Source organism: Pseudoalteromonas sp. ABV4_021 (assembly GCF_056159365.1).
This window is the reverse complement of the sequence record NZ_JBSWVB010000001.1, coordinates 578,412-593,396: the sequence shown is the minus strand read 5'-3', so window position 1 is coordinate 593,396 and position 14,985 is coordinate 578,412. Positions and strand designations below refer to the sequence as shown.

Annotated in this window: 19 protein-coding genes; 7 read left to right on the top strand and 12 right to left on the bottom strand. The window is 39.8% G+C overall.

The genetic code is table 11. The features are described 5' to 3' along the window. Positions 1–21 precede the first annotated feature (21 nt). The 9 genes from ACXAFE_RS02805 to ACXAFE_RS02765 all read right to left on the bottom strand — a co-directional run bounded on the left by ACXAFE_RS02805 (position 22) and on the right by ACXAFE_RS02765 (position 5,837). A complete protein-coding gene (locus ACXAFE_RS02805) occupies positions 22–846 on the bottom strand; it encodes a peptidoglycan DD-metalloendopeptidase family protein (protein WP_100912729.1) in 825 nt (274 codons plus the stop codon). 9 nt (positions 847–855) lie between these two features. Further along, a complete protein-coding gene (locus ACXAFE_RS02800) occupies positions 856–1,500 on the bottom strand; it encodes a protein-L-isoaspartate(D-aspartate) O-methyltransferase (protein ID WP_475148296.1) in 645 nt (214 codons plus the stop codon). Beyond that, a complete protein-coding gene (surE, locus tag ACXAFE_RS02795; RefSeq protein ID WP_475148289.1) occupies positions 1,490–2,254 on the bottom strand; it encodes a 5'/3'-nucleotidase SurE in 765 nt (254 codons plus the stop codon). The genes ACXAFE_RS02800 and surE overlap by 11 nt, the downstream gene beginning before the upstream one ends. Next, the gene (gene truD / locus ACXAFE_RS02790; protein WP_475148284.1) at positions 2,232–3,272 is read right to left on the bottom strand and encodes a tRNA pseudouridine(13) synthase TruD; all 1,041 of its coding nucleotides are present in this window, start codon (positions 3,270–3,272) and stop codon (positions 2,232–2,234) included. The genes surE and truD overlap by 23 nt, the downstream gene beginning before the upstream one ends. Continuing rightward, positions 3,265–3,738, bottom strand: a complete 474-nt coding sequence (ispF, locus tag ACXAFE_RS02785; RefSeq protein ID WP_010560939.1) for a 2-C-methyl-D-erythritol 2,4-cyclodiphosphate synthase — start codon at positions 3,736–3,738, stop codon at positions 3,265–3,267. Before ispF ends, truD begins: the two co-directional genes overlap by 8 nt. Then, the gene (gene ispD / locus ACXAFE_RS02780) at positions 3,729–4,439 is read right to left on the bottom strand and encodes a 2-C-methyl-D-erythritol 4-phosphate cytidylyltransferase (RefSeq protein WP_475148275.1); all 711 of its coding nucleotides are present in this window, start codon (positions 4,437–4,439) and stop codon (positions 3,729–3,731) included. Before ispD ends, ispF begins: the two co-directional genes overlap by 10 nt. Further along, positions 4,426–4,710, bottom strand: coding sequence for a cell division protein FtsB (gene ftsB / locus ACXAFE_RS02775; RefSeq protein ID WP_054979728.1), 285 nt, complete (start codon positions 4,708–4,710; stop codon positions 4,426–4,428). Before ftsB ends, ispD begins: the two co-directional genes overlap by 14 nt. 9 nt (positions 4,711–4,719) lie before the next feature. Next, on the bottom strand, positions 4,720–5,352 hold the full coding sequence (locus ACXAFE_RS02770; RefSeq protein WP_475148268.1) for a hypothetical protein: 633 nt from the start codon (positions 5,350–5,352) through the stop codon (positions 4,720–4,722). An 83-nt stretch (positions 5,353–5,435) separates the two neighbouring features. Then, positions 5,436–5,837 (bottom strand): GtrA family protein, encoded by a 402-nt coding sequence (locus ACXAFE_RS02765; protein WP_475148265.1) that lies wholly within the window; start codon positions 5,835–5,837, stop codon positions 5,436–5,438. A 122-nt stretch (positions 5,838–5,959) separates the two neighbouring features. Between ACXAFE_RS02765 and ACXAFE_RS02760 the strand changes: the two genes are divergently transcribed. Genes ACXAFE_RS02760 through ACXAFE_RS02745 form a run of 4 tightly spaced genes read left to right on the top strand, consistent with a single transcriptional unit; the run spans position 5,960 to position 10,308 of the window. Next, entirely contained in the window at positions 5,960–6,988 is a 1,029-nt protein-coding gene (locus ACXAFE_RS02760; protein ID WP_475148262.1) for a glycosyltransferase family 2 protein, read from the top strand. Then, positions 6,975–8,396 (top strand): ArnT family glycosyltransferase, encoded by a 1,422-nt coding sequence (locus ACXAFE_RS02755; RefSeq protein ID WP_475148259.1) that lies wholly within the window; start codon positions 6,975–6,977, stop codon positions 8,394–8,396. Before ACXAFE_RS02760 ends, ACXAFE_RS02755 begins: the two co-directional genes overlap by 14 nt. Next, positions 8,397–9,074 (top strand): response regulator transcription factor, encoded by a 678-nt coding sequence (locus tag ACXAFE_RS02750; RefSeq protein WP_475148255.1) that lies wholly within the window; start codon positions 8,397–8,399, stop codon positions 9,072–9,074. Beyond that, positions 9,064–10,308, top strand: coding sequence for a sensor histidine kinase (locus ACXAFE_RS02745; RefSeq protein ID WP_475148250.1), 1,245 nt, complete (start codon positions 9,064–9,066; stop codon positions 10,306–10,308). Before ACXAFE_RS02750 ends, ACXAFE_RS02745 begins: the two co-directional genes overlap by 11 nt. Positions 10,309–10,358: 50 nt before the next feature. Here ACXAFE_RS02745 and ACXAFE_RS02740 read toward each other — a convergent pair whose 3' ends face one another. Together ACXAFE_RS02740 and ACXAFE_RS02735 are read right to left on the bottom strand one after the other, a co-directional pair. Beyond that, complete coding sequence (locus ACXAFE_RS02740) at positions 10,359–10,832, bottom strand: DUF2947 family protein (RefSeq protein ID WP_010560948.1); 474 nt, start codon at positions 10,830–10,832, stop codon at positions 10,359–10,361. A 119-nt stretch (positions 10,833–10,951) separates the two neighbouring features. Beyond that, positions 10,952–11,686, bottom strand: coding sequence for a substrate-binding periplasmic protein (locus tag ACXAFE_RS02735; RefSeq protein ID WP_475148238.1), 735 nt, complete (start codon positions 11,684–11,686; stop codon positions 10,952–10,954). Between the two features lie 142 nt (positions 11,687–11,828). Between ACXAFE_RS02735 and ACXAFE_RS02730 the strand changes: the two genes are divergently transcribed. The 3 genes from ACXAFE_RS02730 (at position 11,829) to ACXAFE_RS02720 (ending at position 14,325) form a co-directional block, all read left to right on the top strand. Continuing rightward, positions 11,829–12,665: an AAA family ATPase gene (locus ACXAFE_RS02730; protein ID WP_475148231.1), complete on the top strand. Its 837-nt coding sequence runs from the start codon at positions 11,829–11,831 to the stop codon at positions 12,663–12,665. A 5-nt stretch (positions 12,666–12,670) separates the two neighbouring features. Next, on the top strand, positions 12,671–13,858 hold the full coding sequence (locus ACXAFE_RS02725) for a vWA domain-containing protein (protein ID WP_475148228.1): 1,188 nt from the start codon (positions 12,671–12,673) through the stop codon (positions 13,856–13,858). A 74-nt stretch (positions 13,859–13,932) separates the two neighbouring features. Then, a complete protein-coding gene (locus ACXAFE_RS02720) occupies positions 13,933–14,325 on the top strand; it encodes an MmcQ/YjbR family DNA-binding protein (RefSeq protein WP_475148224.1) in 393 nt (130 codons plus the stop codon). A gap of 77 nt (positions 14,326–14,402) precedes the next feature. Here the strand turns inward: ACXAFE_RS02720 and ACXAFE_RS02715 are convergent, their stop codons facing one another. Next, entirely contained in the window at positions 14,403–14,909 is a 507-nt protein-coding gene (locus ACXAFE_RS02715; protein WP_475148220.1) for a DUF3087 domain-containing protein, read from the bottom strand. Between the last annotated feature and the right edge of the window lie 76 nt (positions 14,910–14,985).

The window sequence follows — 14,985 nt, the reverse complement described above, 5'->3', positions numbered from 1 at the left end:
CACGTTCGCGCCCCAACTAACTTAGCGTGGCAAATACCTTAATGGGTTAACCGATTTACCTCGGTATCTTACTTCAAACCTCAGTCCAACCGACTTAGCTTCAGAGTTACCCATAGTGGCTATTTTTTGCCTAGCTGTAACTTTTTGCTTTTCTTTTACCAAAATTTTTTGGTTGTGAGCGTATGCCGTTAGATAATCATCATTATGTTTCACTATGATTAAATTGCCATACCCTCTTAACGCACTTCCCGCATAAACAACAATACCGTCTGCTGCTGCAAGAATGTCAGTCCCTAACTTATTTTTTATTAGAATTCCTTTATAGCCGTTTTCTTTTCCCGAAAACTTGCGGGCTATACGACCTTTAGCAGGCCAATACCAGCGCAACTTACCAGATGTTTTCGCTATCTTTTGTTGCTTTTTTAAACTGGCTTGATTTTCAACATACTCTTGTTGTTTTTTCTGATCAAGTGGTTTTTTTAATGAATTGTTATTTTTTTGTTTATTTTTGGTGGACTTGCTACTAGTAACCGTGTATTTTTTAGCCTTTTTTGCACGTTTGGGTGGTGATACTAAGTGTATTATTTGACCTGGAAATATGGTGTAAGGTGCTTTAATGCCATTGATCTTAGCGAGATCACGGAAGTCTTTGTTTGATCTAAAAGCGATCGAGTAAAGGGTTTCACCTTTCTTAACTTTATAGTTACTTCCATTAATTTTAATTTTTTGTTGCGAACTACTCTTACCAGATGAAAGGTTCGCTACCGGCGCCGGCGTTGTTCTGCTACTGCACGCTATTAACTGAAGACAGATTAAGCAAATAAGTAGTTGAGTTAACAAACGCATTAATATCACCTAATTAATTGCGCCAGCAACCAGCGGTACAAATCTTACAGGTTCTAATGTTTGCGTAATAAACTCATGACCTTGACGCTTCACTGCAACTAAGTTCTGTTGCTCATTACCGCCTACTGGAGAAATAAGCACTCCGCCTTCATTAAGCTGTTCCAGTAATGCTTGCGGCAACTCACTCGCTGCGGCTGTAACAATAATTCCGTCATAAGGCGCGTTAGATTGCCAGCCTTGCCAACCATCAGCGTGTTTCATAGTAACATTGAATAAATCAAGCTGGTGTAAACGTCTTTTGGCCTGCCACTGCAATGCTTTAATTCGTTCAACTGAGTATATCGAGCGAAAACACTGAGCGAGAATTGCGGATTGATAACCTGAGCCTGTGCCAATTTCTAATACCTTGGCATTTGGACCCGTAAGCTGCAACAAAAGCTCGGTCATACGCGCCACAATAAAAGGCTGAGAAATTGTTTGTCCCAAACCAATAGGTAACGCGGTGTTTTGATACGATTTGTGTTTTAACACGTCATCTACAAACAAATGGCGTGGTGTAGCAGCAATAGCATCCAATACTTGCTGAGATCGAATGCCTTGCTCATAAACTAATTGTGCGAGTTGATGCGCACTACGACGATAATTATTCAACACCTGAAATATTCAATCCTTCAACCCAAGATTCCATTTTGGCAATACTTGATTTTGCCGTCATATCAACGGTCAACGGGGTAACTGATGCGTAATGATTAGCTACCGCAAAAAAATCAGTGCCATCGCCAGCATCTTGCGCTTCACCTAAATGACCATACCAATATATTTTTCGGCCCCACGGATCTATTTGTTCCTGCATGGTTTCGGCTTTGTGGCGTGAGCCCAAACGCGTAACCTTAATGCCTTTTAAATCAGCAAGCGGAATATCGGGTACATTCAAATTAATAATTTGGTCTGGACCAAGTGGATGCGCTTTTATTTCTTTGATAATGGAAACAGCAACGGCAGCTGCAGTATCGTAATGTGCTTCCTGTTTTGAGCACAAAGATACGGCAATCGCAGGCAGTCCTAAAAAACGTCCCTCACTGGCGGCTGCAACCGTGCCCGAATACAAAGTATCGTCACCTAAATTAGCGCCATTATTTATGCCCGCCACAACTAAATCTGGCGTAAAATCAAGAAGTTTATTAATTGCCAATTGCACGCAGTCACTCGGCGTGCCGTTAACCGATATAAAACCATTATCATATTGATGTGTTCTTAACGGGTTTAATAAAGTAAGTGAGTTACTTGCACCACTACAGTTTCTATCAGGTGCAACAACCACTACTTCTGCTATCTGCGATAGGGCGTGATAGAGTACTTCAATCCCTTTTGCATTTACGCCATCATCATTGCTCAGCAAGATTTTCATTATTATCCTTATTCTTTAAAGACACATCTTGGCACTCTGCAAGCTCACGCAGTACGGCCGTTGCAAAACACCCTTTCGGCAAACTAAAGCTAAACTCTATCATATCTTGCGTGACTTCAAGCACTTCAAATTTTTCAGGGTAAAGTCGCATATTTCTGCGTTCAGCTTTAAGGCCAAGTTGTGAAAGGTTTTCATGCCAGCTAGCGAATGGGGCTAACCACTCTTTTTCAAGTTCTGTAACGCCCTGCTCGCCTTTACCAACCAAAGGTGCCGATAAGTGAATATCTCCACAAGCCAAACGATTGACGGTTTCAAGGCTAATACGCTCTTTAAAAAATGCATTACTACCATCTAGTAGGAACACTTCTTCGACCATCGTTTTTGCAATACCATATTGCGCAATACGTTGGCTTACAATTTGATTAAAGATATGAGAGCGTGCAGCTGAAATAACAATGCCACGCAGCTTACGATCGTGGATTTCTTTACCTGAGAACAACTGCTCTGCCAGCGTTAAGTTGTGTCCATCATGCCCAAAACGCTGTGCACCAAAATAATTAGGCACACCTTGGCGAACCGCATTAATACGTGTCAAAATGTCCTCAACCATACTGCAGCGCCTAAGCGTAATCGTAAAACGGTTCGCCTTATGGCAACCTGTTTTTAACTTTCGATTATGCCTAACTTGCTGGAGTACTTTCACACTGTCGCTATTCAGCGCTGAAAAATCGATGTGCTTTTTAATCGGCACCGGTACGCTGAACCATTGCGATGTCACTGCATTGCGGTCTTTTAAGCCAGGGTAGCTTACATTTCGAGCTTGTGTGCCCGCTATTTTAGCGATTTGCTTGGCAATATATTGGGTATTTTCTCCCTTCTTTATTACCTGTAAACATACATGCTCGCCACTTCCGCTAAGCTCAAAACCGAGTTCTTCATCTACTCGGAAATCTTCGGCACTGCTTTTGAATTCGGCGGTCGAATTAGGTTTGCCGTATAAATAACTTAAGTTATCCATTTACGAGTAACACCACAGCATGGCTTTCAATGCCTTCTTTACGACCAGCAAAGCCTAGTTTTTCAGTTGTTGTTGCTTTCACATTCACTTGGTCGATTTGAATATTTAAATCTTCTGCAATCACTTCACGCATTGCATTTATGTGTGGCGCCATTTTTGGTGCTTGAGCAACAATCGTGATATCAGTATTGCCAACTTGGTAACCACGCTCAGTCATTAGCGACACTACATGACGCAATAAAATTCGGCTATCGATGTTTTCAAATTCTGCGGCGGTATCTGGAAAATGTTTGCCGATATCACCAAGGGCTAACGCCCCTAAAATTGCATCACACAATGCATGAATCGCCACATCACCATCAGAATGCGCTAAAAAACCAAATTCATAATCAATTTTTACGCCTGCAATTGTTAGCGGTCCTTCACCACCAAACTTATGCACATCATAACCATGACCTATTCGCATGTGTTCTTCTCCAAAATTTGCTTCGCAATCAAAAACTCTGCGATTGCAATATCATCAGGGGTAGTCAATTTAATATTATCTGCACGGCTCGATACTAATTGTACTTTTCCACCAGCCCATTCAATAGCTGAGGCTTCATCAGTAATTGCAACGTTTTCGTTTAAAGCATTAGTCAGTGCCGTGGTTAAATCGTTCAGTAAAAACATTTGCGGTGTTTGCGCCTGCCAAAGAGCCTCTCTTGGTACTGTCGCTTCAACAAACTCACTACCCTGCTTTATAGTATCTCGCACCTTACTTGCCAAAATGCCACCGCAGTGACGCGATTGACAATGTGAAATGAGTGTACGAATATCGCTCGGTAAAACCAGTGGCCGCGCGGCATCATGTACCAATACCCAGTCAACGGGATGATTAGTTGTCAGGTAATTCAGTGCATTTAATACTGAATCTGCACGTTCCTTCCCCCCCAATACAGTTATAACGTTATCGGGTAAGGTTAAATCTGGAAAATAAGCGTCATTTTCACTGATAGCAACAATAATCAATGCATTGGGTATCGTTGCTTTTAGCTTATTAATGGTGTGTTCTAATACCGTTTTGTCGCCAAGTTGAATGTATTGCTTTGGCTTATCGGACTGCATTCTTGCCCCAACGCCTGCAGCAGGGACAACAAATGCAAAAGAGGGATTAATATCTGTCATTTTTATGTGTTACGCGAAAAAAGGTTTCGCCTTGTTTAATCATGCCCAACTCGTTGCGTGCTCGCTCCTCAATGCCCTCAAGGCCAAGTTTGAGGTCTTCCACATCTGCTTTCAGTAATTTGTTTCGTTTTTCTAATCTAGCGTTTACTTTAGTATGTTGAGTAACGGCAGACTGCAGTTTTTTATAGTCTTTTACGCCGTGATGACCAAACCAAAGTTGGTATTGCAAACTTGCAAATAAACACAAAAGCGCTAACTGAAATAATCGCATAGTGAATTTCTATTTTTGAGTTATAAATGGGTGTTTAAAATCTTGCCAATTAATTCGTGCTGCAAGTAACATTTCGCGTAGCGTTAACACTCTGGGTGTTGTTGCCCGGCCGAGTAACCAAACATGGCCACAACACGCCGCAGAAAACGCAGTTTTACTTGGCTTTAATACCTGAATACCAACACCTTCTTGTGATTTTCCTGCCTTATCAACCCAACCAAATTGGTTGCAGTGAAAACCCGACGCGGTTACTTCATCAACGCTATCGATTCTAACAGTTGAGTACTCAGCGTCATATACTAAAACCGGAATAATTAAGCCAACAAAGGCGTTTTTACCAAAAAATAGCGTGTTTTTCTCTAAATCGTACTTAGGTAGGTTACGCGACTGCTTTGCAATCCAGCTGCCATTTTGAGTATCCAATGTAAGCGGACTATTGCCATCTAAAATATGACTGGCGGCTTTTTCAATATAATATGGAAGGCTTGCAAAACGACGCTGTAATCGCTCTACATTATTAAATGATTCTTTACTCAAACGATGGATTTCACGAACATAAAACGTATTACACAACGCATTATATGCATTGCTTTTTGACGAACTACGCCAAAGCTCTGTTTGTTCTTTACACCCTGTTTGCACTTATAAAAAACCCACCAAATACACTTAAGTAACCATAGTACATGATTCTATATTTGGATGTAATATAAGCAGTTGCTTAAATATTAGGTTTGTTTTACATCATGATGAATTTGCGAAGCTGGTGTTCTATAGACCCATTGTGTGGCGAGCATAAAGTTAACGAACGTAGTACATAATATAGCGATAAAAAATGCAAAGATTTGATTGTGTGAAAAATAAAACAATGCGCTAAATAGGCAGTAATTGATAATTGCACCAACCCCGCATGCTACTTGATGTCTTAACCAAGCACTACACCAACCTAACTTACTGGTAATATTTAATGCAAACACTCTATGTCCAACAAAAGTAAGTTGTACTGCAATAATCAAAGCAACCGCACGAGCAAGTTCAACTTTCAAGCCTAACAATCCCAAACAGTAAAAGACTGCGCCGTCACAAACAAAAACAAGTGCACCCACTAATAAAAACCGGACTTTATTCACAATACCCCCCCCCAACTTAAATATTAGGGACGGTTACGTCTAAAAAATGTCATTTCAAAAAAGACATTTATTAGACATTGCAGCCAATACACTCTCTTATGTTTCAACTTGAGAGCTTTACTATGCGAATTATTTCCGACAATTATCACACACCAGCAACAATACAAACTTCGCTTAGTATCGTTGTAGCGGTTTACAACGAGCAAGAGGTGCTAGCAAAGTTTCACTACCAATTAGCCAATGTTTTAACCTCATTGACTCATATTCAAAGTGAAATTATTTACATTAATGATGGTAGCTCTGATAGTACTTGGGATATTTTAAAGTCACTGCCTACTAACGGGCACACAATAAAGTTATTTAACTTAAGCCGAAATTTTGGCAAAGAAGCGGCAATGACCGCTGGGCTTGATCATGCAAAAAGTGACGCCGTTATATTGCTTGACGCAGATCTTCAAGATCCTCCTGAACTCATTCCAAAAATGATCGCATCATGGCAACAAGGTTTTGACGTGGTAAATATGCGGCGAAGCCAACGTCATGGCGAATCCAAATTCAAAAAATGGACTGCGCACGCATTTTATCGCTTGCTCGCTTTGATGTCTGACGAAGTGGTGATTAAAAAAGATGTAGGTGATTTTCGCCTTTTATCACAGAGAGTTGTTCAACAAATCAACAAACTACCTGAGCGTAATCGATATATGAAAGGGCTAATGGCATGGCCTGGATTCAAACAGGTTACTTTGGAGTTTGAACGACCGCAACGAGCAGCCGGTAAGACTAAGTGGAACTTTATTCAATTATTCGCATTAGGATTATCAGGCATTACATCATTTAGCATAAAACCTCTGAAAATTGCCACATGGCTTGGTGTATCAATTTCACTTGCGGCGTTTTTTTATAGTGCATTTTTATTTCTTGAAACACTCATTTTTGGCAACCAAGTACAAGGTTACCCATCTCTAATGCTCGCACAGTTATGGCTTGGTGGTGTACAGTTATTAGCAATAGGTGTACTCGGTGAGTATATAGGGCGAATTTATAAAGAAAGTAAAGGCCGTCCAATTTACATTGTCGAAGAGTCACTACAACTCACACAAAACAAAGCAGATGAAAACCAAGCTGAGCAGGTGACATATGCAAGTAAATAGTCGCTTAATTCAGTTATCGCTTGCGCTTATTTCAATACTTATCAGTGTAAGGTTAATAAGTTTAGCAATGTATCCGCTTTTCGACACAACGGAAGCGCGCTATGCCGAAGTCGCTCGCATAATGTTTGAAACTCGTGACTGGATCACTCCGCAATTTGATTACAACATTCCTTTTTGGGGCAAACCACCGCTTCATACATGGTTTTCAGCTATCAGCTTCACTTTATTTGGTGTCAATGAGTTCAGTGCGCGTATTCCACACTTTTTAACCGGAATACTCTCTTTGCTGACCATCTATTATTTCGCGAAAACGCATTTTTCAAAATTTATAGCTATCAAAAGCATACTTATCCTAACGACATCACTTGGATTTTTAGTAGCTATCGGTATGGTAATGACAGATAGCCTTCTTTTATTTTCAATTACACTCGCAATGGTCTGTTTTTATCATTGCTACTTTAGTGGCAGTAAGTTTGCAGGTCTCTGTTTTTTTGTCGCTCTAGCCATCGGTTTACTCGCGAAAGGGCCTGTAGCAATTATATTAATTGGTATTCCGCTTACCTTGTGGAGTCTCCATCATAAAAGGCTGTGGCACGCACTTAATTCATTACCTTGGCTTGCGGGGTGCACACTAATGCTTGCTTTAACCTTGCCTTGGTACCTAATGGCAGAACTAAAAACCCCAGGTTTCTTGAACTACTTTTTATGGGGTGAACACGTTCAGCGATTTTTAGTTTCTGGATGGCAAGGCGACCTTTATGGTAGTGCCCATAAAGAAGTAAAAGGCACAATTTGGCTATTTTGGTTAGCAGTTGCATTTCCATGGTCATTTATTGCGGCTTGGCAAGTCATACACTCAATTAACTCGCAGCAAAGCGAAAAATCAAATAGCGAAAAAAATGCGATTACTAAAAGGCACTATTTTATTTATTGGACACTCTCACCGATGTTGTTATTTACGTTTGCGGGCAATATTTTACCAGCATATGTATTGCCTAGTTTACCCGCGATGGCTATGTTGTTAGCACGATCAAAAATAACGTTAAGAAAACTGATATTGCTTGCTCTATTGTCAGCCATGCTAATTCTTGCTGCATTGGGTTACTTTATTGCTGGCTACTCGTCAAAAGTTTCTCACCGAGATGTGTTGCAGAACTTAAGCCAAAATCAACTGTCTCAGCCTATATATTATTGGCACAAACGCCCTTTTTCGGCACAGTTTTATTCTAACGGTGCAGCTCAAAGACTTACGACGGTAGAAGAGCTACTCATACTAGATGATAGTGCATTGCCTTTTATACTGGTCACAAGTGAAAAGCATCTCTTTGAGATAGATGTCTACACACAGAGTCAGTGTGCACAAATAAGCAAAGCCAAAGGTTTTGTTCTTTTTCAATGTGGAAACTAAATGCTTAAAATTCTATTAGTCGAAGACAATAAACAAGTTGCCGATATCATTTTCGAGTATTTTGAAGCACTTGATTATGAATTGGATTACGCTGCAACTGGCACACTTGGCTTAAAGTTGGCCGAGCAACATACATTTGATGTAATTATTTTAGATGTAATGCTACCTGGGATAGATGGTATCGGTGTTTGCCAAGCTCTGCGCGCTAACGGTAACGACACCCCAATCATTATGCTTACCGCCCGCGATACCCAACAAGATGAACTACTCGGGCTCTCAACAGGTGCTGATGACTACATTGTAAAACCTTTTGATCTCACGTTACTTGAAGCAAGAGTTAATGCACTACACAGAAGAGCTCAGCAACGGTTATTTTCCAGCAATGAACTTGTGATAGGCCCTTTGAAACTTAAACGCGACGAACATCTTGTATACAGAGAAGAGCAACTAATCAAGCTCAATCCAAGCTGTTATAAAATTCTATTGTGCTTAATGAACAACTATCCCAATGTAGTACCCAAATCAAAAATTGAAGACGTGCTATGGCCTGATGACTTACCTGATCAAGACATTTTACGAAAACATATTTACTTATTGCGCAGTAACCTTAATCAACATTTTGAAAGTGAAATGATTATCACAATTCCTAAAGTCGGATATAAACTAAATGTCGAATAACCCACTGCCCATTGCCAAAAAAATTAGCCGCATTTATCAGATTGTCGCGTTGATAATATTATTGCTCTACGGCTTTATTTTTAAGTTGACGATTCTCGCAACCGAAAACCAAAACAGTATGCATTTACTGAGTATTACTGCTCCTTATCATTTCCAACGGTTTGAAAAAGGCGAGCAAGGTACTCTCAAAATAGATCCGTTATTAACGTTATACGATGAATACACTAATTTACCCCATGAAGTAAAACGTCGTTTAGCGCCAAATAGTGAGGGACTCGAATCCTTTCACTTTGAAGATGACTCAGAACTCGCGGTACTCTCACAAACGATTTCCTCACCACAAGGTGAGAAACTAGTGTGGGCTGTACTCAATATTGACGCAACCGAGTGGAGTGATGCGTCTTTTGCACTCATTGAAATCGGTTTGTTATTTATCGGTGTAATCGTTTTTTTACTAGCAGGTATTGCCATTCAAAAAATCGCAAACCGCTTAGCACAGCCTTTTTCGGATTGCGCAAGGCTACTAAACCAATCCTCAAACCATGAGTTTTCGTCAATCTCAATTGATGGCGAAGTATCATATGAGCTCGCAAATATGATTACCGCAATAAACACGTATCGCAGCCGAATAAATAACGCTATTACACGTGAAAAGAATTTTACGCGCTACATCAGCCACGAAATTCGAACACCCATGACAGTTATTAAAGGAAGCGTTAGCTTGTTACACCGTTCAGAGTACGCAAGCAAAAAACAACTCTCGCGTATATCAGGTGCAGTTAACGAAATGGAGCAGCTAACCAATGTCTTGCTATTGCTAGCAAGACAACAAGATATTATTGAAAAGCCAGTTCGAATAACACAATCACTATTAGAGAAAATAACCAATCAACACAGTCACCTTTTACACGCCAATAATTGTAGTGTGACAACTTACCTTTCAGATACTGTAAATCTTTTTGTAGAACCTCTACTACTAGAGTCATTAATCAACAACCTACTTATAAACGCGATAAACTGCTCTGAAAATAGCGACATAATTATTAAGCTAACAAAAAGTAGTTTAAGTGTTATTGATGCAGGTGTTGGCCTTAATGAAAAACCAAGGGGGTATGAAGGATTCGGTGTTGGATTGACACTAGTACAAGATATTTGTCAGCGCTATAGCTGGCAGTTTAACTTAATTGAGAATACAAATACCGTAGGATGCACTGCAACGGTGAAATTTAGTTGAAAATACAATTAACGTAATAAGCAAGACACGTTATCAAATTCACAAGCGCATCAATCGACGCGCTTGCCTAATTTGGCATAACCAGTTTCTAAAAACTGCACAACTTGATGGCGTTTTTTACCAATCAGTAAACAGCCATCGCTCATAAACAGAAAATTTAACCACGTCGCTTTAAATGTACGCCAATCAGTTTCAATAACATGCTTTCGCGATAAGCAATAATAAACGGTTGTGTTCTCGTCCCAATCTAGGTGATTAATAATTTCTTCGGGAAGCGCTTCGTCATTATCCCACGCCGACTCCCACTTTACTGAGTTACCCCATGTTTTACCATTACCCGGCCAATCTTTAGTGTCGAAAAAATCAGGGTGATCTTTTTCACGGCTGACAAATGTGCACCATAAATTCGTTGCACGGCTATCTGACATTGGCTTTATTTTAGAAAGTAAATTTTCTTCGATAGGCAGTTGTTGATGACGAAATGCCCACGCATATTTAAAATCATCAAGGGATATGTAATTCATACTCGGTCAAATCAGTAAAAAGTCATGAAACTATACCACAATTGATGTTTAAGCTAAATCACAGTAATGCGCAGAGCATAAGGTTGACAGAAACGTAAAAACGCAAAAAATCAGACTAGTTAAAGTTGGCTTGGTAACGTTTGCTGGTACTTATTGTAAATTTCAGCCAGTTTTCCTGACTTTTTTAATTCGGCAAAACGACCATCAAACAGTTGGGCTATTTGTTTACCGCGCTCAGATTTCGAAAACGCCATATACAAATTCAATGAGCCGATATCTACTAATTCAAATTCCGATTTATCAGGCTGCTTAGCCAAATGCGTAGCTAAAATTGTGCGAACATCAATCAAGTAGTCAACTCGATTATGACGCACTAAATTAAAACCACTCTCCGTGCTTTCGGTCGGTACACCTTTCACTTTAGATTTTAATTCACCACTGAGTAATTCATTTCGATACCCTGAACGCCAAACCCCAACTAATTCGGGCAGCTGGGTCAATATCTCAGAATCCAAATAGGCTTTTTTAATTAATACAGAAATTGGTTGGCTTAAAACAATATGCTGCGACATAACATAATTGCTATTAAACGGCATTGCGCCGGTAAAATCAGCATTGCCAGACTTAACCAATTCAAGCGCCCTCAGCCATGGCGCATACTGCACATTAAGTTCTTGTCCACTGTGAAAAACACTACGCATTAATTCGTGATACAACCCAGAACCATCTTTATCTGTGTAGTTTGGCCAAGAGTCAGTTACCCAACGAATTGGAGGTTCAATCTCTTTTTGTTGTGACACACAGCAAGTTGAAAATAACAACAAGCTTAAAAAGCAATAAAATTTAATTTTCACAATGCTTGCTCCAGGATGAATACTACAAAACTAAACTAATTTGCTCTCGTTTACTACTTTTAGCTGCAAGTTTGACCTTTACTTACTCACTTATTATGACAAACTTACAGATCTTACCAGTTCAATTTTCAAAAGGTGCTCCGTGCAATTTAATGGTACACAAGATTACATCGCGTCAGATTCACTTAAGCTGGCAGTAAACGCTGCAATTACGCTAGAAAAGCCACTTTTAATCAAAGGTGAACCGGGTACAGGTAAAACCATGTTGGCCGAAGAATTGGCAAAAGCACTCGATACTGAGTTAATTCAGTGGCATATAAAGTCAACAACTAAAGCACAACAAGGCTTATATGAATATGACGCCGTATCACGCTTACGCGATAGCCAACTCGGCGATGAAAAAGTACATGACATTGGCAACTACATTATTAAAGGTAAGCTTTGGCAAGCCTTTGAAGCGAACAAACGCCCTATTCTATTAATTGATGAAATTGATAAAGCTGATATCGAGTTTCCAAATGATTTGCTGCTAGAGCTCGATAAAATGGAGTTCTATGTGTATGAAACACAACAACGCGTAAAAGCAATCGACCGCCCGATAGTTATTATTACCTCTAACAATGAAAAAGAACTACCCGATGCCTTTTTACGCCGCTGTTTTTTCCATTACATAAACTTTCCAACAGCAGAAGAAATGGCACAGATCATTGAAGTTCACCACCCTAACGTGAAACAGGATTTACTTGCACAAGCACTGCAAGTTTTCTTTGGTTTACGTGATGTAAATGGTCTTAAAAAGAAACCATCTACTAGTGAATTAATCGACTGGCTTAAATTGCTACTTGCCGAAGATATAGACGCACAAACCTTACATGATAAAACTCAAAAAGGCGGACTTATGCCTCTTTTTGGCGCACTGCTTAAAAATGAGCAAGATGTAAGCCTAATCGAAAAACTCGCATTTCTCGCTAAGCGTTAACACTTATGCTAATTGCGTTTTTTTTCACATTAAAAAAACACCGCGTAAATGTGAGCGTGCGTGAACTGTTGGATCTAATTAATGCATTAAAAAAACAGGTCATATTTACCAACATCGACGACTTTTATCACTTGGCAAAACTATGCCTAGTCAAAGACGAAACGCAGTTTGATAAATTTGATCGCGCTTTTGCTGAATATTTTGAAGGGGTTGAGGCTGTTGATATTTTCTCTAAGCTGCAAACCAAGCATCAACTTCCCGAGGCGTGGTTAAAAAAGGAATTTGAAAAGCACCTGAGCCAAGAAGAAAAAGACAAAATTGAGGCCCTAGGTGGCCTTGATAAACTTATGAAAACCTTGGCGGAGCGCTTAAAAGAGCAACAAAAAAGGCATGCCGGTGGTAATAAGTGGGTTGGCACTGGCGGTACTTCTCCATTTGGTGCCTATGGTTATAATCCTGAAGGCATACGTATTGGGCAAGACGGTAACAATCATCGCCGTGCTGTAAAAGTGTGGGATAAACGCCAGTTCAAAAACCTTGACCAAGACGCCGATATTAGCTCGCGTACCATGAAGCTCGCGCTAAAAAAGCTCAGAAAGTTCGCCCGTAGCGGTGAAAGTGACGAGCTTGATTTAAATAACACGATTAGCGCAACAGCCAAACAAGGCGGAATGCTCGATGTAAAAATGAAACCTGAGCGCCACAATGCCGTAAAAGTACTTATGTTCTTTGATATTGGTGGTTCGATGGATGACTATATTCACACCTGTGAGCAACTGTTTAGCGCTGCACACTCTGAATTTAAACACTTAGAGTTTTTCTATTTTCATAACTGCTTATATGAAAACGTATGGCAAGATAACAAGCGCCGTTACAGTGACGTATTGGATACCTTAACAATCATCAACCGCTTTGCGAGCGACTATAAAGTGATTTTTGTTGGTGATGCAACGATGGGGCCTTACGAGATTGATTACTCCGGTGGCAGTGTTGAACATTGGAATGAAGAGCCAGGCAGAGTATGGCTTGAAAGGATCACGCAACACTTTAGTAATGTAGTTTGGCTTAATCCACAACCGAAACAATATTGGCACTACTACCCTTCGATTGGCATTATTGAGCACTTAATGGAAAAGCGCATGTTTCCCCTTACGCTAGATGGGATCGGGCAAGCAATTAAAAGTTTAAATTAGCGCTTACTGCGACTTTACTTTATCTCAATTTGATTAGTAGGATAAAACCCTAATTACAAAATTAGGCATATAAAATGGATAAACACACTGTTACTGAGTACTTTCTGAGTAAGCCTTTCACGAGCGTAAGCCAACCATTTGGAGAAGGCGTAGACGTTTTTAAAGTCAAAGATAAAATGTTTGCAACCTTATCGCTTGGTAACGGTAATGAGAAAGATACAAATGGCAAAATGGCGGGTCACTATTGCATTAATTTAAAATGCGATCCCGACGAAGCACTTGCGCTACGCGATATTTTTGACGCTGTTATTCCAGGTTATCATATGAATAAAAAGCTCTGGAATACCGTGATTCTTGATGGTTCAATACCAAAAGGTGAAATTGAACGCCTCATTGATAATTCGTTTTTACTGGTAGTTAGTAAAATGACTAAAGCGGATAGAGAAATGATATCACTTCACCTGTAACTCTAAGTATTTGCTTAAAAATAAAAAGGGAGTTAAATAATTAAAACTCCCCACTTATTTTTTATTTAAGCAAGCGGTCAGTAGTTTGCAAGGCTTTGCGGATCATATTTTTCAGAATCAAGAATAACATTCACTTCACGGGCTTTTGCATCGAGTTCAGCTTGCCAAATACTCAACTCTTCCATCGTTATCGTATTGTCATCAAGTTGCCAAAGCTGGCGAGAACCAGCATATGAGTAATTGATTATCTGCATAGCGATAACATCGCCTTCCTCAACAGCAGCTTTTAACTTGCGCATTTTACGGGTAATGTAATTTAGCTGTTTTTTAAGCTCCCAAACATACGTTACTTCTGTCATAAAATCGTGATGCTTATATTTTTTTAGCACGCTACCAATCACTAAACAGCTAATCACGACTCCTGCAAGGTTCCAGTGGAAGTGACTTCCTTGCTCATTTGGTAGAACGGCGATGAGCCCCTGTGCAATACCCAAACTGCCGACAACGAGTGCCACAATGCAGCCAACAATCACTTTATTTAAATGATTGCGATAACGAGCTTTATTGATCTCTTGTAATTTCATGCGCGTAAAACCTATAAATAATTCTGACATGTATCAAAGTAAGGCATTTTACCATTTATTAATTGAAACAAAACCT